The following is a 17,218-nucleotide window of genomic DNA, read 5'->3' as shown; positions in this document are numbered from 1 at the left end:
CCCCCCCCAAATTTTTTTACCCCCACACAACCGCCCATCCTAAAGCGCCTATTGGCCGTTGGCGCTGCCTTTGTTTAATATCGGATGGGCCGAAACGGCGAGCCAGCGAGTCGTTTCGGGGCGCTAGCGGGCTGGCGCTCCCTGCTCGCACCACCCTTGTGTTGCGTGGTTGCTCTGGGGCATCATATGGCTCGCACGAACTTCGGCATCGGTTGCCGTCGGCCGAGTCCGTGCGAGGTACACGAATCCCGCTTCCCATGCGCCTGCCAACTCGTGCGCCCCGCGTGCTGCTGGTCGCCGCCACCACCGGTTATCAGATCCGGTCGTTCGGTGCGGCGGCCGAGCGCCTCGGTACCGAGCTGATTCTGGCCACCGATCGGTGTCACCGGCTGGACGACCCGTGGCGGGACGGCGCGGTGCCGACCCCGTTCCAAGACGAAGATGCGGCTGTGCGGGCGATTGCCGGCGCGGCCGCGGCGGCGCCGTTCGATGCGGTGCTTGCGGTGGGCGACAGGCCGGCGCTGATCGGCGCCCTCGCGGCGCGCATGCTTGGATTGCCCGCGCATCCTCCGGCCGCCGTCCGCGTCGCCGGGCACAAGCTGAAGACCCGCATGCGGTTGCGGGCGGCGGGACTGCGCACGCCGTGGTTCCGGTCGATTCCCGTGGACCGCGACAACGGCGTGCTGCTCGAACGGGTCGCCTATCCCTGCGTCGTCAAGCCGCTCGGGCTGGCCGCCAGCCGGGGCGTCATCCGCGCCGACACCCCGGTCGAGCTGGTTGCCGCGGCCGAGCGGCTGCGCCGGCTGCTCGCCTCACCGGAGATTCGGATGCTCCGGGATCCGGCCAACGACTCGATGGCGATCGAGGAGTACATTCCGGGCCGCGAGGTCGCCGTCGAAGGCGTGGTGACGAACGGAGAGCTGGAGATCTTCGCGATTTTCGACAAGCCGGACCCGCTCGAGGGTCCCTTCTTCGAGGAGACGATCTACGTTACGCCGGATCGCCTGCAAGCCGAGGAACGGAGCGATGTGATCGAGCAGGTGAGCGGCGCGGTCGAGGCGCTTGGTCTGACCCACGGTCCCATTCACGCGGAGTGCCGTCTGGGCCCCCGCGGCGCCGTCGTGATCGAGGTGGCGGCCCGGCCCATCGGCGGCCTCTGTTCCAGGGTTCTGCGTTTCGGCGGAACCAACCGCGACGGGCACTCCCTGGAAGAGGTGCTGCTCCAGCATGCACTCGGCCGCCCGGTGGCTCGTCACTATGCCGTGAAACGAGAGGCGTCGGCGGTCATGATGATCCCGGTGCCGGGCGCCGGAATCTGCCAGGGCGTAGCGGGGCTCGACGCGGCACGCTCGGTTCCGCTGGTGGAGGACATCGTCATCACGACGAAGCCCGGCCAGCGGCTGGTGCCGTGGCCGGAGGGAGCGAGCTATCCGGGATTCATCTTCGCGCGGGGGAGGAACCCCGAGGATGTCGTGGCCGCCGTCCGCGCCGCCCACGACAGGCTCACGTTTCGCGTGGCGTCGGAGATTGCGGTCACCGCCGCGATGGCGTAGGAGTTCCTGTACGGGCTGCCGGGGCAGCCGGCGCCGCGGGCTACTGCTTCGCCTGCGGTGGGACGTACTCGGGCGGCAGCGCCGACGCTTCACCGAAGAAGAACTCCTCCATCTGGCGCGCCACCAACGCCTGAGCCTCCTTCTGCCACGGCATCAGGCGGTACTCGTTGAGGATCATCTTCATCCGCTCTTCCCAGAGCTTCCACGCCTCCTGCGACACGCTGTCGTAGATGCGTCGTCCGAGATCGCCGGGCCACGGCGGCTCGTCGAGCCCCGGCATCTCCTTCTGGAACTTGACGCACTTGACGGTGCGTCCTCCGGGCGGCGTGTCGGCCATCGTCGTTCTTTCCCCGTTCCCTGCCCGGCCGTCGTGCGGCGCAGGCTTCTAGTGTACCCGCTTCTGCGGCGCGGGCCCGGTCCAGATGGCGATGTTGTGTCCCCCGAGCTCGGCCGTCACGACGCGGGTGACGTCGACGCGGGCGTCGTTGAAGCAGGCGCCGTCGCCCAGGTCCGTCAGATCGTCGGAAACGAGTGCGTTCGCGGTCGCGCCGTTCATCGTGTTGCGCCGCCAGAGCCCTTTCGGCAGGCTGACCACGCCCGGCTTCACGTCCGGGTCCACGGTGACCGCGCAGTGCATCTCGCCCTCGTCGTTGAAGACCCGCGCCACGTCCCCGGTGGACAGGTCGCGTGCGTCGGCGTCGCGCGGGTGTATCTGCAGCCGGGCCTGCCGCGTACGCAACTCGCCGAGCGTCGACGAGACGGTCTTGTCGGTGGCGGGGGAGATGAGGGCCAACGGGTAGCGGTCGGGGGCCGGCTCCGGGCGGAAGCGGTATAGGCCGAGCGGGGCGGAACGCTCCAGAACGGCCGGCAGCAGGTCGATCCGCCCGTCCGGCGTCCGCGGAAAGACATCGACGAACTGCACCGGGGCGGCAGGCGACCCGCCGCGCGTGATGCCGCGGCTCAGGAGCTCCTCGCCGGCGTTGTCCGGCAGCGCCCCGGCCACGTGCATCAGCGTGCCGGTGTCGCTCTGCAGAAGCTCGCCGATCTCGATTCCGAGCCGCGCCGCCAGCTCCGCGAAAACCTCCACGTTGGGGCGCGACTCGCCGACGGGCTCGATCACCGGCTGGACGAGCTGCACCGCGCCGTGCCCGTAGCCGAGGGCCAGATCGTACTGCTCGAGAAACGTCGTCGCCGGCAGGATGACGTCGGCCCAGCGCGCGGTGTCGGTCATCACCTGGTCGAAGACCACCGTGAACAGATCGTCCCGCTTCAGGCCGGCCAGCACCCGGTTCTGCGCCGGCATCGTGGCCAGCGGGTTGCAGTTGTAGACGAACAGCATCTTGACCGGAGGGTCGTCGGACTCCGTCAGCGCACGGCCGAGCTGGTTCATGTTGACGAGGCGCGTGTCGGGCTCGCCGGTCTCGATCCAGGCCTCCTCGGACAACGGCATGGCCCGCGAGCTGCTCATCGAGTACCCCCCGCCGCGGACGCCGAACTTGCCACCGACCGCGGGCAGGGCCAGCACCGCGAGAGCCGCGTTGCCGCCGTTGCGGTTGCGCTCCAGGCCCCATCCGCAGCGGATGACGGCGGGAGAGGTCTCCGCGTAGAGCTCCGCGACCTTCTCGAGCAGGTCGGGGTCCACCTCGGCGACGGCGGCGGCGCGCTCGAACGTCCATTCGGACGCACGTTGCCGGAGCTCGTCCGCGTGGTGCGTCCACGCCGAGAGGAACTGCTCGTCCGCGAAGCCGTGCTCGAAGAGGAACCGGTGAATCGCCAGCGCGATGGCCACGTCCGTCCCCGGCCGCGCCGCGAGGTGGATGTCCGCGCGCTTGGCAAGCGGCGTCCGGCGCGGATCGATGACCACGACGGTCGCCCCGTCGCGCGCCGCCTGCCGGACGTGGGGCACCAGGTGGAACCCGGAGGTGGAAGGGTTGGCGCCCCAGATGACGATGAGTCGCGCGTGGCGGTAGTCCTCGTAGGCCACGCCCGCCATGCGGCCGTAGAGGGCGCCGGTCACGGTGGTCGTCGGCGCGGCGCACACGTTGCGCGCGAGCCGCGAGGTCCCGAAGGCGCGGAACAGGCGGGCATCGTTCGTATCCTGCGACAACAGGCCGTTCGAGCCGCCGTAGGACAACGGCAGGATCGCTTCGGCGCCGAACTTGTCGCGGATCGCCCGCATGCGTCCGGCGATGGTCTCGAGGGCCTGATCCCAGGTGATCCGGTTGAAGCTCGCTTCGCCCTTCGCCCCGCGCCGGGAGCCCGGATGAAGCAGGCGTTCCTCGCCGTAGATGCGCCGGTCGAAGCGGCGGACCTTGCTGCAGATGAAGCCGTTCGTGCCGGCGTAACGCGGCGAGTGGTCGATCTTCGTGATCTGCCCGCGCTCGAGCGAGATGGCCAGGCTGCAACTGTCGGGGCAGTCGAGGGGGCAGGCCGTCTCGACCGTGGATCGGCCCCAGGTCAGGTCTTCTTCGGCGGGCATTCGAAAGTGTACCATGGGGTCTCGCCGCCTCGGGCGCGTGTGATGTACCTCTTCCTCGACAAGATCACCCGACAGGACGAAGGCTCGTCCAGACCGATTCTCGACCGTGTTTCCCTGTATGCGCGACCGGGTGAGATCGTGTCCGTGGTCGGGCCGGCGGGCGCCGGCAAGTCGGCCCTGCTCAGGTTCATCGGCAGGCGCTCGGACGGACGCGATGGCGTGTTCATGGGCTCGGACGATCAGCGTGAGCCGGGCCAGACGAGGCCGGGACTCGTCCGGGGGTGGCGTTTCGGCAGTCCCGGCGACGCCTTTCCGCCGCAGTGGCGCACTGAAAGATGGCGCGGGGTTGCTATCCGCCGCTACGCGTTTCCGAACATGGCGCTCGACGGTTCTGAGCGGGAGCGGTCCGGCGGCTGGTCTGAGGGCGCCGACAACGTGCACTTCACCATTACGTCCGAAGACGGAACGGTGCGGAGGGTTGGCTGGGAGGGAGCTGCCCCGAACGACGAGAGCCTGCCGGATCTGTTGCTCATGGACGACTTGAGCGGCGACCGGGCGTTCGGCGATGCCGGCGCCCGTCGCGCGTTCGTGCGCGGTCTGCGCAACCTGCGTTCGCAACCCGAGCACCGGACTCTGATATACGCGACGCGCGACGGCGACGACGCACTGGCCGTCTCCGGCCGGATCGCGGTCCTGGACCGCGGCCGCATCGTGCAGGCCGGTACGCCGGCCGAGGTGCTGGACCGGCCTGCCAACGAGTTCGTGGCCCGGCTCTTCGGCCAGCCTCGGATCAACCTCGTGCCGGCCATCCTGGAGAAGGACGGGCAGGCCATCCTGCTCGGCAACCGGACCGTGTCGCTGGCGGGCCGCATCGCCGAGGAGTTCTGCCGCGACATCACCGTCGGCATTCGCCCAGGGCATGCGGGGCTCCACCGGGACGGCGCCGGCTGGCCCGGGCGCGTCGTCTCGAGCGAGCGGTACGGCGAGCGGTCGCTGGTGACCGTCGCCACCGAGGGCGTGCGGGTGCGGGCGCTGGCGGACGAGCCGTTCGACGCCGACGAGCGCGTGGTGGTCCGCATCCTCCCGAAGCACTTCATCGTGTTCGACGATCGGGGCGTCCGTCTCGATCAGCTCTAGCAATCCGTGGTGGAACCCCACGTCGCATCGACGGCGGCGGTCCGCTCGGGCGGAGAGCCGGGACGTGGGCCGGCCGGGGTGGCCGGGTTTTTCCGCCGGTTCGGAGCGCGGTCGTGGATGGCAGTGGGCGTCATTGCCGCAGCCGTCGCCGCGGGGCTCGCGCCGACTCCCGCGTCGTGGGTGGAGCACGCCTACTCCCGGCAGTGGTATCTCGCCTGGCAGAACGTCGTGACCCCCGTGTCGAGCCTGGTCGGATTCTCGCTGCTCGATCCGGCGGCGGTGATCGGCGTGCTCGGGATCGGCGGCGGCTGGTGGTGGGGACTGCGCCGGGCGGGGGCGACCTGGAGGGAGCGAACCGCGGCCGTCGCGCGTCTGACCTTGCATACCGCCGCCGTGTCGGCGGCGCTCTATCTCGTCTTTCTGGCGATGTGGGGCCTCAACTACCGGCGCGAGCCGCTGACGGCCAGGCTGGACTACGACGCGGCGCGCATATCGTCGGCGTCGCTCGCGGCACTGGCGGGGGAGTCGGTCGACCGCCTGAACGCGCTCCACGCGCCGGCGCACGGCGCGGGTCCATGGCCCGCGTTCGAGGACCTGCCGGAGCGCCTCGGGCCGGCTTTCGACCGGGTGCAGAGGCGTCTCGGCGCCATCCGCCCGGCGGCGGCCGGCCGTCCCAAGGCGACCCTGCTGACGGCGTACTTCCGCCGCGCCGGCATCGACGGCATGCTGAACCCCTTCTCGCTCGAGGTGCTGGTCAACGGAACCGTGCTGCCGTTCGAGCGCCCGTTCCTCGTCGCGCACGAATGGTCGCACCTGGCCGGCTACGCGAACGAGTCCGAGGCGAGCTTCGTCGGCGTGCTGATCTGCCTGGCCGGCGACGCGCAGAGCCGCTACAGCGCCTGGCTCTATCTCTCCTCGCAACTCGTGCGCCATCTGCCGCCGGATGTGCGCGAGCGGGTCTGGGCCGGCCTTGCCGACGGGCCGCGCGCCGATCTGCGCGCGATCGCGGCCCGTCTGCGCGAGGCCGTGCCGGTGGTCCGGCGCAGCGCGAGCCGCGTCTACGACCGGTACCTGCGGGCCAACCGCGTCGAAGCCGGAATCGCCAGCTACGGATTGGTCGTGGATCTGCTGCTCGGCACCGACGGGACCCCGGTGTGGCGCGAGCTGGCCGCCCCGATCGACGCGCCCGGCGACGTGGAGCCGCTTCCGTAGCGACGGCGAGAGACGTTCCGGTGATATGATCGCCCCGCGATTCGGGGAGGACGATGTTCAAGCTGGTGACAACGGTCAGGGGCGGCGCGGTCAACCTGCCGGCGGCGTCCGCGAAGTACGCGTCGGCGGATGACGCCAAGGAAGCGGCGAAGCAGCTCATGCACGAGCATCAGCGGGTCGTCCGCGTCATGATCGTCGAGGAGCCCTCCTCCCGCTTCGTCGAGTGGTTCGACCGCTCGTAGCTCACCGCCGTTCGGGCCGGATGGTGAATCCCGCGCCGATCCGCAGCATCGGGATCGCGAAGCTTCTGCTACCTCCTCCCTTGAACTCGGTGAAGAACCCGCCCTCGTGGACGATGCCGAACGCGTAGGTCCACGCGCCGCTCACCTCCGTCGCCTCCTCGTCCGCGAATCCGCTCGCGAATCTCGCGACGTACACCCCGGGCCCGAAGCCCTGCGACAACCGCCATCCGGAGTTGCCCAGCTCGATGCGGTACTGAAGCTCGGCGCCGATGGCCGCCACCCGCAGGCCGCTGCCGAATCCGCCGTCGATGGCCGGACGCAGGACGAGCTGGTCGGATCCCAGGGGCAGCTCGAGGTGGGTGCCGACGTAGACCTGCTCCGGGTTGATCGTCATTCCGCCCTGAAAGCCCACGCCCTGGGCGAACGCCGCGGACGAAACGAGGGTCGTGCACGTGGCGGCGAGAAGCCGCATCCATGGAACTGCGCAGATTGATCGCATCTGCAAAGACTACAATCCGGGTCAACGGCGCCCGCGGGGCGCACGCGAGCAACGCGATGAAGCGACACCCCGGTCTCGTCCCGCTCTCCCGCGACCACCACCACGGCCTGGTGCTGGCCCGGCGGTTGATCCTGGGGCGTTCCACCAACCCGCGGGCGGACTGGCCGGCGGAGCGGGCGCAGCAGGTAGCCCGCCTCATCGACTTCTTCGAGACCGATCTGCGGCGGCACTTCGAGATCGAGGAAGCGCACGTCTTTCCGGCCGCGGCGCGGGACGTTCGTGACGGCGCCAGCCGCACGCGGGCCCTGATCGCCGAGCACGAGGTCATGCGCGGTATGGTCCGCGATCTCCTGGCCGATCCGACCTCCCGCCTCGCAGAGCGGCTGACCGCCTTCGGCGAGTTGCTCGAGACGCACATCCACACGGAAGAGCGGATCCTGTTCGAGCAGATGCAGGCCGCGTGCGAACCGGAGGTGCTGGAAGACCTCGGCGCACGGATCGCGGACGCCGCCGCGGACACGCCGGGGTGCCGCCTCTGAGGAGCTGTGGCGCGCCCGGCTGGACTCGAACCAGCGACCCTCGGTTTAGAAGGCCGGTTGCCAGAGAATTAACCGGCTTGTTTTCAGTAGGATACGGACGCTGCTAACCTCTGCCGCTAACATCCGGGATCAGCCGAGCGGATCCCGGCGAGAGGGGTTGGATCGATTCGACGCGAAGTGCGGATGAGTCGTCTCTGGCGGCCTTGGCTCGTCGGGTGAGCCCAGCGCTCGCGCCAACTCCCGGACTGGTGGCGGTCAGTCGACCCGGAGAGCGGCAATGGGATTGACCCGGCTGGCGCGGCGGGCCGGCAGCCTAAAGCCGCGAGCGGCGCCTCGACGCTGAGCACGAAGGGCATGCTGAGGGAACGTCAGCGGGTCGAATGCGTCGATCTCGAACAGCAGCCCGTTCAGCCGGCCGGTCGCGGCGACGGCCAGCGCCAGTCCGAGTACGCCGGCGGCGAGCACCAGCTTGAGGCCGCACGCGACGAGTTGGCGGGATGAGGCCTGCTGCGTTGGAGCCGACCGCCATCCCGACGCTCAGCTCGCGGTTCCGGCTGGGGTCGGCAACATCACAGGCCCGTTCCGAGACGATACCAGCGGAAGAGCTCGAAGATCTCAAGTCGGTGCTCGTCTTCCACGATGAACTTGCCCATTCCTCGAGCCACGACGCCGATGACGGTCGCCTCTGGACTGTCGAATCCGTTGAGGACGGCGTTCACGCCTACGCTGACGGACGCATCGAGAAAGGGCTTGGCCTCGTCACCGACCACGTAAGCGCCGGTGTACTCGTAGGGGCACACCTTCGCCGTCGTGATCGACGCCGTACCGCTGATCACCGAACGGGAGGATAGGGGTTGGCGGCGCGACGTCCGCTTCTCATGCTTCGCCATGAGTGGTCGATCCTCCTTCTGATCACTCCTGTCCTACCACAGGATGGGGGGAGGAGTCGTCACCCGCTTTCACTTCACTTTCGCTCAATTCCAACACCATCCCGACGTGCCAGACCAGAGCCGTGCATGTCTACTATCCAGAAACTTTCGGTAGCGTCTTGAGCCTAGCCGCCGTTACAGCACCCCTAACGTTCGTCGGCATTAGTTCGTTCTCCACATACGCCTCACAAATTACGGTTACCGCCCGCTCGGCGTCTGTCGTAGTGCCGAGATTAGCCCGAAGCCTCCTCAACGTGGCACGAACATTGGCTCCAATCTCCTGCAAGCCTTCCAAGCTGACGTACCGAAGGTCGTTCGCAAGGCTCGCAGCTGTAGGATCTATCCTGACTCTGGGGGATGCCACTGCCACAAGAACGTCCCCGTTGCTTGCGAGGACCCCCTCACTCTTGACGGTAGCCGCATGCGTTAAGGCCTGTCGAACGGTCTTGATGGAAATTCCTCCTTCTGGTTTTTCGCCGCTCTTCGCTTCAAACGCAATCGCCAGTTGGTCGCCGAGAAGCCAGACACTATCGGGCCGACCATCCCCCAGAGGCTTGTAGGCCTCCCACCCCAACAGACGTCCGAGTAACGACAGCGCGGGCTCGAACGTTTCTGCTGCAGTAGAGGCTAGAGCCGCCTCAAAAGCGCTCATCTGCTGCTCAAAGTGTGGACCCACGAATCCCATCTCCTCCAGTCGAGAGTAGACCGCCTCCGCCACTCGACCGTGCTCCACGTCGTTCGGCGGGGGAGCAGTTGACGACAGAGTGCCCAACTCCGCAAACCACGGCACGGACTTCGAGGCCTTTGCTGCCCGCTTAAAGAGTTCCCTAGCTCGTGCTCTCATGTCGGGCCGCTGTGGCTGTTGGGCCGCCAGCCACGCGGCGGTACCAGCATTGTAATACCAGAAGCCGCGGTAGCCCTTTAGGCTGTCCCCACTAAGGCCATCGCTGACCGCAATGGCGCGTTCGAGGGCGGTGTCATAATCCTGTATCCAAAGCGAATAGACATAGTCGATCTCCGCGGCTACAACGGCCGCGAGTTGACCAGCGACGGGATCAGCGACTCTGTGCTTTGTTTCTCTACGAATCTTGATGTCGTCGTCGGCCACTTCCCAGTCCGGGCCCTGTTGGTAGAATTGGTCGAGCAAGTCAACGACTACAGGAATCGACAAGTCTTCACTGTTCTGGATCCCGAATTCCAGTTCTGCCTGCAGCTCGGGATGCATTCCGATACGATTGTCTGGTTTCGCACAGAACTCGAAGAGGCGGCTACCTGCCAACAAAACTGCGGCGTAGTCGTTCGGACCGCGGGAACACCGGCCAACAGCTTGGGTGAAGCGGGTCCTCAGGCGGTCCCGCAACAGAGAACTCGCGCGAAGCCGCGTTAGGAAAAAGTGTTCCTGTAAATTGACTCCACCAGGCAGGTCGTCGACGACTAGCAGTCTACACGCTTCGTCAGGAAGATCAAGGCCGTCGTATCGATTAGTAAGAACGAGGGCCGTATTCCTTGATTTGGCGAAGGAATCGAGCGATTCTTCTATATCTGAAGCTGTCATGACATGGATCTTTGCCTTCTTGAGATTGCGTTCAACTTTATTTGCAACAAACAAAGTAGGCGTCAGCACCGTCGCGCGCGTCGCTTGTGTCACGACCCGTGCTTGCAGAGCATCTATACTGGTGGGATCCATTGAGCGGTTGGGCAGAATGAATAGTCTGCGGCCGGCGCTGTGGCGCTCCCACTGTTTTGGTACAGGGATACGCTGGATCTTTCGGACGCCTGTAATACGCTCAAGTTCGCCACCGGCGCCCAGTGTGGCGGACATGTAGACTCTCTGCTTGGCCTCGGCAAACGGTGCGTGTCGCATTGTCGGTGGACTCAAAGGGCGAATGAGGATTTCACCCCAGCTCACGAAGATATTGCAGGCCCGAAGCGCTTCGCGCACCATGCTCCACGGGAACTTCGCTTTGTCGGTCAATTTCTCTTCGAGCAAATCGATCAAGGCGGGGAGCGTGCTCAGGATGTGAGGTAGTGGGAGTAATTCGACCTTGAAGCGAACCTCAGGTGACGGAGACGTAGTGAAAAGGGAGCGCCGAAACCACGGGTCGAGATGCTTCTTGAACAGATTCAGTATGGCTTTGTAGATGTCGTCATGTTCGACACGAGAGATCCGAGGTGACCAAAGACCAGCGATGTAGTCCTCGCCTGCGTGAGCATCATCTAACAGAATGAGCTGTGGATCGGTAAACCTCGGGTTCGTGTTGAATAGAGCGCTGTAAGTCGTGACCGCAACTACCGCTCCGAGATGGTAGTCGTTGATGTCTTGATAGGTTTTCGGCAGGACGACCCGCGCGGGAATTCCGTAATCGCTGGCCTGCTCGGAGACCTGATGCACAAGCTGTCGGGTTGGGCACAGGTAGAGGACTCTCTCACCGAGCCGGCGTCTATACTCGCCAATGAGCAGCCCGACCAAAGTCTTGCCGGCGCCGGTTGGCAGCTCAAGCGCGACGTGGGCTGATTCTTGATGGTCGGAGTGATAAAGGCGAATCAAATCAGCCTGATGGGCCCAGAGATGTTGAATCGAGGAACTGCGGCGCTTCAGATCATGGAACAGAGCTTCCGCATCCGGCGCTGCAATTGGTTTCGAAGCTCCGGTCTTGAACGTACGTCGTGGCATGCGCTTGCGACCTCACGGTCACTGTAATGCTGGCCTCCAGGCGAGACCTAGACTCATCAGTGCTCTACGCTGGGGCCCAGGCATTGTCTCCAGAGCCCGCATGCTAGTGTAGCACACTGTGGGGTGGCAACGCATGGGACACTTGCCGGGAGGAGCGCGGGTCGGTTGCGGTCGTGGGTTTGAATCGCGGTATAGAGGCCGCTTTTGGGCCGCAGCATGCATGAGTGTCCTGAACGGGCCGTCGTCTGTCCGGAATTGTTCGACAAGCCAGGGATGGCCTCGTTCGATGTCGCCGGGGCGAGTTCCGTTGTCGGTGCCGTTCTGCTGAAGGCGGCGGGGTGCATCTACGGCCTCGTGAAGGGGTTCGGTCGGTTCAGCCTCGTCGAGAAGCGCGTGCCGGAGAGGACCCGGCACACAGTCGCGGAGTGGATCGCCCAGCGGGTCTTCAGAATCACCTGCGGTCACCCCGACGCCAACGACGGCGAGCGGCTCGCCGACCTGCCGATGCACGAGCGCTGGTGGCACGGGAGCCGGTGACGGGCGGGGCCTTGGCCTCGCAGCGAACGATCTCGCGAGTCGAGAATGGCGTGGGAGGAGCCGGGCTGTACCGGCTGGGACGCGAGTTGGCGGTGCGCGCGCCGCGCAGCGGCAGTTGCTGGAAGAACACATATGCGGCGGCGGTGAGCAGCACGCGGAGGTGGGTGGCCCAGAACTGGCAGGAGCTCGTACGGACACCATGATTTTCAGTCCGATCCAGGCCGTTCCAGCGGTATCCGTCGAGGTCCGGATCGGCCGTTTTGCTAAGGAAATCGCCGATCTCCGCTTCCGGTGGCTTCCAGCGATCACGTCGATTTCCGCTCCGTAGGCTGTCACTTTGGCTGTCAATTCCTGACGTTCCCTTATGGCCGAACGTACCGCCTCGGGCGGTACGCGTGTCGTCGACGCGTCTCGGTCGTCGCCGGCGCCCTGCTCGGTCTGGTGCCGGCGCTGCAGAGCACCCGGCCGGACGTGGCCGGCGCCATCCGAAGCGAGAACGCCGGGGGGCGGCCACCCGGGTCAGCTCCGGTGGCGCAACGCGCTGGTCGTCCCGCAACTGGCGATCTCGCTGCTGCTGCTGGTCGGCGCAGGGTTGTTCCTCCGCAACCTTCAGCGGGTGCAGTCGGTCGACCCGGGCTTCGGCCGCGAGCCGACCGCGCTGATGACCTTCCTGACGCCGGCCACCCGGTTCGCGTTCCGACGAGGCGCGCGTCTTACACGCGGCGCCTCCTCGATCTCTTCCGGGCGCTCCCCGGCCTCGAAGCGGTCGGCGCCATCAGCAACCTGCACCTGAACCCGCTCAGCCAGAGCTCGATCGACTTCAACGTGGACGGGTTCGTGCCGCCGACCGACCACGGCGCCTTCATCGCGGACCGGGTCGAGGTCGAGCCGGGGTTCGATATCGGTCCGCGCGGGCCCAACTTCAACGTCGCCGACCGGCGGGACACGCGGCCCGTGGTCATCTTCAGTGAAGCGATGGCGTGGCGCTTCTGGACGGACGGTGACACCGTCGGCCCGCTCGTCCGGCGGCGCGACCACGCTCCCCGTGGCTCGTCGTCGGCGAGCGACGCGAAGGTGAGGACGCTCGGCGAGTCTCCCCGCAGCATGATCCATTTCCGGTACTCGCAGCGGTTCACGCCGTCGCTGACGATCGTAGCGATGATGTCCATCGACCCGGCGCGGACCGCGCTCGCACTCCTGACCGCCGGTCGCGAGCTGGATCCCGACCTGCGGGTCCTCGAGACGAAGACGATCGACCGCCACTTGGCGCTGATGCGGCTGCCCCAGTAGCTCTCTCCGCCTCCGTCCTGTCGGCCTTCGGGGTGCTGGCGCTGGCGCTCGCCGCGGTGGGCCTCGATGGGGTGGTCAGACTGCCGCGTCGCCCGGCGGACGCGCGAAATCGGCATCCGCAAGGCGCTCGGCGCCGATGGCCCCGTGTCGTGCGGCTACTCGTCGCCGGGGGCCTCGAACGGTGGTCCTCGGCGGCGCGCTCGGGCAGGCGTTCGCTGTCGTCGCGACCCTCCTGCTGGGCGAGCTGCAGTTCGAGGTCGACGGGCTCGACCCGCTGACGTTCCTCGGCGTGCCGCTGCTTCTCGGCGTCCCGGCATACTTGCCGGCCCGCGGCGCCAGCCGGGTCCATCCGGCCACCGCTCTCTGGACCGACTGTCGGCGGGCGAGCCACCACCGACAGTGAACCGTGCTCGAAGCAATGGTGCTTCGACGGCCTCGGCGCGCCGGAAGCGCTCAGGTCTGCCGGATGAGCGGCCCGCCGGGCCCGGCTCATCGAAGGCGTCGCATGCCTAGATCGAGCGTCTCAAGCCGATATGAAAACGGCGTCCGCACGGAACCCAGGCATCAGATCCACGGCCGTACTCTTCAGGTGTGCCTCACCGATGACCTCTCCAAGAAAGGCACGGCGGTCGCGCGGGTCGAGGCGCTGCTGCGACACCCGCCGTTCTCTGGCGGCCATCCTCCGGCCAGAGTGATGGGTTGCACACCCGCACTACACCGCGCTATAATTACGACCGACGATGAGATCTAGAATTGGAGTTGTCGACTGAAATACCGACGAGGCACTACGCGGATCGCGTGAATTTGAGAGGGGATTCGCAGAGTCTGCAAACTGAAATCGCGCCGCCCCAACCTTCGGTATTCGTGTTCCGTCCAATCAAACTAACGCGAGATCCTTATGCGTCCTTCGCAGTTGGACTTGTTCGGCGATCCACCTGACGTCGTTGAGGCCCTGCGGCGAGTCGACCGCAATCGCCTCCGACGCGGTCGCCGCTGGGAGTTAGAATACGGACTCGCCGATTCCGATCGCTGTCGAGCGATTACTCTTCGTCGTGGTTGTGATATCTGTTCTCAGAGTGATGCTTTAGTCGTTGATCACGATCATTTCCGTTCGTTTTATTGGCGTAGTTCTGCTGTTCGCGGATTCCTTTGCCGTTCTTGTAATCTTGCGCTCGGCTTCTTCAAGGACAATATTGCGGCCCTCACCGTCGCGGGAGTTCATCTTCGTGCTGATGGCAAATACGTTGTCGAGACGTTGGGGACTCCCCGTAAGTATTGTCGTAGTAGTTCTCGGGGTGGTTTATCCACTACAGAGTACAATCTTCTCGTCGAGAAGGGGCAGGGTTCGTGTTGGGTCTGTGGTACTTCATCGCGTTCTGCTAGCCTGCAGGTTGACCACAACCACACCACTGGCGTCATACGCGGTCTACTCTGTCACAACTGCAATTCCGGGCTCGGCCATCTCGGGGATGATCCTGATCGCGTTGATCGTGCTGCCGAGTACCTTCGTCTTTCACACACGTCAACTGGCGCTCGTGAGATTGGCTCCATGGTTCGAGTTGTAGTAGCTACCACTCGATCTGACAGGGGCCCCTGGCCGGGACCGTCTGTCCGATGACGTCTATGCGGCGTTGTCGGTCACCTTCTCTTCAGCCAGCCGGCTTCTATCCTGGAGGGTCTCCCAAGGCGTGCGACCACAGCACACCTACCCGCAGAGGACACCGCGAATCGGCGAAACCTGCGGGGGAGCCCTGAGATATCTCGCACGCGAGCCGTGGCGGCGGTCACACGCGCGATTGCCTGACGATAGACTGCGCCTGTTGAAACCGGTAAACTAGCTGTCGAGAAAGGCACCGATGAAACCTCAGTACGAGAGAATGGCACGGTACCTCTGGCTCAGCGGGCGGGACACCGTTCGGCTGAGCTTCGACGAGATCGAGAACATCATCTCCGGCAACTTGCCGGCGAACACACGGGCATCCGACACGTCGTGGTCAAACAATCCCGGTGGGTTTGGCATGACTCCGATGTGGTTGGCGGCCGGCTACAAGAGGTCGGATCTTGACCTCACTGGGGAACAGGTGACATTCAAGCGGGTCAATCAGAAGGTATCGGATACCTGCTGGCGAAAAGTGATCAGGCTTGCCTTGAACGTCGACCTACCAACCAGATGAGCAGGGCGGAACTCCGCTGAGATCGGTCCGCTCGGCACCGACCGGCACACGCTCGCGCGCTGGCGGAAGCAGGCTGCCCGCTCGGGACGCTGGCCGAAGTCGGCCCATGGGAGGACGAGACGCGCGAAGCGCGTTCGCACGCGGGCGGGCACGGTTAGCTGTCGGTTAGCTGCGGCTCTTCAGCTTACCCCGGCCGGGCCGGTTGTCCCCGTTGTCATCGAGCGCGTCCACCCTGGACGTGGGAGATGATGGACCGTGCGCGTACTTGGTCTGCGGCGAGCGCGAGAGTCGCTCCTCAATGTCGGTGGGTCCGCGCCGAGTTCGCCGCCGGCCGGTCCCCGGCGCGGGACGGATTCAACGCCGTGCGCATTCGCTGGATCGGCCGAGCCGCTGCCGGTCGGGAGAGTTTCGCCCCGGAAGCGATCCCGAAACTGCCGTTCTGAGCGACTTCGTTGTTCTTGAGCGGGCGCCCGGGCTGATGTCGAGCACGCCTGGGGCCGTGGTACGCTGCCGATCCAATGAACGATCCGGGGTGAGAGACGTAAGGGTGAGGTCCTGATCACGATCGACGGCGCACCGCTGGACTGGCGGTCGTCGCTGGCGGTGCGGAACCACTCGCCGACGGGAACGGCGTGGGCTACGGGGGGTGGGGCCCGGCCCAACTGGCGCTGGCTATCCTGCTGGCGGTGACTGACGCGGCGACGGCCGAGCGGTTCTACCAGCAGTTCAAATGGAGCGTGATCGCGCCGATCGAAGCTGACCACTGGGCGCTGGACGCTGGCGACATCCTCGGCTGGCTCGAGTCGGAGGCGGCGGGGACGGACGGCGTCGTGCGTCTGCTGGTGGAGGAGCGTTGAGCGCACGGCGGTTGCTGGGGGCGCATCTGCTGGCGGCATCTGAGGAAACGTCGGCAGACGGTGGCGGGGAGTGCATGGGCTGCCAGACGCTGTGCGCCGTCGACGTGCGGCTGCCGCTGCCGGCGGTGTGTCCGGACTGCGGGGCGGACGTGCTCGCCAGCGCGGACATCAAGGGTGAAGCGCAGCCCCGGCTGCCATTCGACCCGTTGCGGATCCAGAGGACGGAACGATGACGAGTACTCCCCATTTTGACGGCCCCGGACGGCGTGAACCCACCGAATTCGATGGCCAGGTACCGAGCCGCGGCTAGGCGCCGCAGGGTTTCCAAACTCCCGGGGCCGACAGGCCGTAGTCAGTCGCGCTCGTCATGAAGGTGCTGGTACCTCATCGAGGGGATCGGGCCGATCGAGCGGACATCGACGATTCGAAGGCGTTTCAACACACAGCCGCTCGCTGCCTGGAACACCCACACGTCGCCGATGGCGTCGGCGCGCCTAGCGTCGATCACGATGGGCCCGGTACGGGTCTCGACGAGGAACATTTATCATCGCTCTCGCAATCGTCGACGCACCACGTCGAGCGCCCGAGTGTCAGACTTGCGCGCCAGGTCGAGATGCAAGACAGCGAGCACCCAGCCGAGCACCGCGCCGAACGCGACGCCGAATAGGAACAGGAGCAGACCGATACCGGGCGCTGGCTCTGAAGGTACTTGACCGCGGTCGCCATCTCGCCTGCGTTCCACGCCGTCCAGTCGTGGCAAGCCTGACCCGCCAGACGCGCGAACCCTACGCGACGGCGCCGACCGCCGCGCGTTGAGAACCGCACTGCTCACACAGCGACAGGAACCGTACCGTCATGCCGATCGATGGAAGCGCGTCTTCCACGCAGACAAGTTCCGGTTAACTCTTGCGGCCGGGGGCACTCGCGTCCCAGCCTCATCCGACCGACCGCAGTCAACCGTTGCTGCATAGGTCGACGCTCAATCTTAAACGGTGAGTATGTACATAACATAGACTAGAGGATATCATTTGATGTATATACAGTGGAAATGGCAAGTTGAAAAGGGACCCCCGTGGCAACGTGAAAAGGGACCCCC

The 17,218-nt window shown here is 65.9% G+C and carries 16 protein-coding genes; 10 read left to right on the top strand and 6 right to left on the bottom strand.

The features are described 5' to 3' along the window. The first annotated feature begins 257 nt into the window (after positions 1 to 257). Complete coding sequence (locus F4X11_14740) at positions 258 to 1,553, top strand: ATP-grasp domain-containing protein (protein ID MYN66265.1); 1,296 nt, start codon at positions 258 to 260, stop codon at positions 1,551 to 1,553. 40 nt (positions 1,554 to 1,593) lie between these two features. On the opposite strand, the gene F4X11_14735 is transcribed toward F4X11_14740, so the two are convergent. Further along, on the bottom strand, positions 1,594 to 1,890 hold the full coding sequence (locus F4X11_14735; GenBank protein MYN66264.1) for an oxidative damage protection protein: 297 nt from the start codon (positions 1,888 to 1,890) through the stop codon (positions 1,594 to 1,596). 48 nt (positions 1,891 to 1,938) lie between these two features. Beyond that, positions 1,939 to 4,047 carry a molybdopterin-dependent oxidoreductase gene (locus F4X11_14730; GenBank protein MYN66263.1) on the bottom strand — a complete coding sequence of 703 codons (2,109 nt, stop codon included), beginning with the start codon at positions 4,045 to 4,047 and terminating at the stop codon, positions 1,939 to 1,941. 27 nt (positions 4,048 to 4,074) lie between these two features. Between F4X11_14730 and F4X11_14725 the strand changes: the two genes are divergently transcribed. Together F4X11_14725 and F4X11_14720 are read left to right on the top strand one after the other, a co-directional pair. Then, positions 4,075 to 5,169 (top strand): ABC transporter ATP-binding protein, encoded by a 1,095-nt coding sequence (locus F4X11_14725; protein ID MYN66262.1) that lies wholly within the window; start codon positions 4,075 to 4,077, stop codon positions 5,167 to 5,169. A 117-nt stretch (positions 5,170 to 5,286) separates the two neighbouring features. Further along, positions 5,287 to 6,381: a DUF3810 domain-containing protein gene (locus tag F4X11_14720; GenBank protein MYN66261.1), complete on the top strand. Its 1,095-nt coding sequence runs from the start codon at positions 5,287 to 5,289 to the stop codon at positions 6,379 to 6,381. Positions 6,382 to 6,624: 243 nt separating this feature from the next. On the opposite strand, the gene F4X11_14715 is transcribed toward F4X11_14720, so the two are convergent. Beyond that, complete coding sequence (locus tag F4X11_14715; GenBank protein MYN66260.1) at positions 6,625 to 7,095, bottom strand: hypothetical protein; 471 nt, start codon at positions 7,093 to 7,095, stop codon at positions 6,625 to 6,627. 2 nt (positions 7,096 to 7,097) lie between these two features. Here F4X11_14715 and F4X11_14710 point away from each other — a divergent pair, with 2 nt between their 5' ends. Further along, positions 7,098 to 7,661 (top strand): hemerythrin domain-containing protein, encoded by a 564-nt coding sequence (locus tag F4X11_14710; protein ID MYN66259.1) that lies wholly within the window; start codon positions 7,098 to 7,100, stop codon positions 7,659 to 7,661. A gap of 569 nt (positions 7,662 to 8,230) precedes the next feature. Here the strand turns inward: F4X11_14710 and F4X11_14705 are convergent. Beyond that, positions 8,231 to 8,551, bottom strand: coding sequence for a hypothetical protein (locus tag F4X11_14705; protein ID MYN66258.1), 321 nt, complete (start codon positions 8,549 to 8,551; stop codon positions 8,231 to 8,233). Between the two features lie 133 nt (positions 8,552 to 8,684). After that, on the bottom strand, positions 8,685 to 11,264 hold the full coding sequence (locus tag F4X11_14700; GenBank protein MYN66257.1) for a DEAD/DEAH box helicase: 2,580 nt from the start codon (positions 11,262 to 11,264) through the stop codon (positions 8,685 to 8,687). Positions 11,265 to 11,480: 216 nt separating this feature from the next. Here F4X11_14700 and F4X11_14695 point away from each other — a divergent pair, with 216 nt between their 5' ends. The 6 genes from F4X11_14695 (at position 11,481) to F4X11_14670 (ending at position 16,355) form a co-directional block, all read left to right on the top strand. Then, positions 11,481 to 11,801: a hypothetical protein gene (locus tag F4X11_14695; GenBank protein ID MYN66256.1), complete on the top strand. Its 321-nt coding sequence runs from the start codon at positions 11,481 to 11,483 to the stop codon at positions 11,799 to 11,801. 837 nt (positions 11,802 to 12,638) lie between these two features. Then, a complete protein-coding gene (locus F4X11_14690) occupies positions 12,639 to 13,091 on the top strand; it encodes a hypothetical protein (protein ID MYN66255.1) in 453 nt (150 codons plus the stop codon). 181 nt (positions 13,092 to 13,272) lie between these two features. Next, the gene (locus tag F4X11_14685) at positions 13,273 to 13,494 is read left to right on the top strand and encodes a hypothetical protein (protein ID MYN66254.1); all 222 of its coding nucleotides are present in this window, start codon (positions 13,273 to 13,275) and stop codon (positions 13,492 to 13,494) included. Positions 13,495 to 14,283: 789 nt separating this feature from the next. Then, entirely contained in the window at positions 14,284 to 14,709 is a 426-nt protein-coding gene (locus F4X11_14680) for a hypothetical protein (protein ID MYN66253.1), read from the top strand. A gap of 238 nt (positions 14,710 to 14,947) precedes the next feature. Beyond that, positions 14,948 to 15,265, top strand: a complete 318-nt coding sequence (locus F4X11_14675) for a hypothetical protein (protein ID MYN66252.1) — start codon at positions 14,948 to 14,950, stop codon at positions 15,263 to 15,265. A gap of 853 nt (positions 15,266 to 16,118) precedes the next feature. After that, entirely contained in the window at positions 16,119 to 16,355 is a 237-nt protein-coding gene (locus F4X11_14670) for a hypothetical protein (protein ID MYN66251.1), read from the top strand. Positions 16,356 to 16,474: 119 nt separating this feature from the next. Here F4X11_14670 and F4X11_14665 read toward each other — a convergent pair whose 3' ends face one another. After that, complete coding sequence (locus F4X11_14665) at positions 16,475 to 16,663, bottom strand: hypothetical protein (protein ID MYN66250.1); 189 nt, start codon at positions 16,661 to 16,663, stop codon at positions 16,475 to 16,477. Positions 16,664 to 17,218 lie beyond the last annotated feature (555 nt).

The organism is Acidobacteriota bacterium, assembly GCA_009861545.1.
GTDB lineage: Bacteria > Acidobacteriota > Vicinamibacteria > Vicinamibacterales > UBA8438 > WTFV01.
Note: the sequence above shows the minus strand (reverse complement) of the source record. Positions and strands in the feature narration are given on the sequence as shown.

Coding starts and splice junctions, on each gene's coding strand:
- F4X11_14720 (MYN66261.1), top strand. CDS start 5,287: ATGGCAGTGGGCGTCATTGCCGCAGCCGTCGCCGCGGGGCTCGCGCCG.
- F4X11_14740 (MYN66265.1), top strand. CDS start 258: ATGCGCCTGCCAACTCGTGCGCCCCGCGTGCTGCTGGTCGCCGCCACC.
- F4X11_14730 (MYN66263.1), bottom strand. CDS start 4,047: ATGGTACACTTTCGAATGCCCGCCGAAGAAGACCTGACCTGGGGCCGA.
- F4X11_14715 (MYN66260.1), bottom strand. CDS start 7,095: ATGCGGCTTCTCGCCGCCACGTGCACGACCCTCGTTTCGTCCGCGGCG.
- F4X11_14665 (MYN66250.1), bottom strand. CDS start 16,663: ATGTTCCTCGTCGAGACCCGTACCGGGCCCATCGTGATCGACGCTAGG.
- F4X11_14700 (MYN66257.1), bottom strand. CDS start 11,264: ATGCCACGACGTACGTTCAAGACCGGAGCTTCGAAACCAATTGCAGCG.
- F4X11_14710 (MYN66259.1), top strand. CDS start 7,098: ATGGAACTGCGCAGATTGATCGCATCTGCAAAGACTACAATCCGGGTC.
- F4X11_14695 (MYN66256.1), top strand. CDS start 11,481: ATGCATGAGTGTCCTGAACGGGCCGTCGTCTGTCCGGAATTGTTCGAC.
- F4X11_14735 (MYN66264.1), bottom strand. CDS start 1,890: ATGGCCGACACGCCGCCCGGAGGACGCACCGTCAAGTGCGTCAAGTTC.
- F4X11_14675 (MYN66252.1), top strand. CDS start 14,948: ATGAAACCTCAGTACGAGAGAATGGCACGGTACCTCTGGCTCAGCGGG.
- F4X11_14725 (MYN66262.1), top strand. CDS start 4,075: ATGTACCTCTTCCTCGACAAGATCACCCGACAGGACGAAGGCTCGTCC.
- F4X11_14705 (MYN66258.1), bottom strand. CDS start 8,551: ATGGCGAAGCATGAGAAGCGGACGTCGCGCCGCCAACCCCTATCCTCC.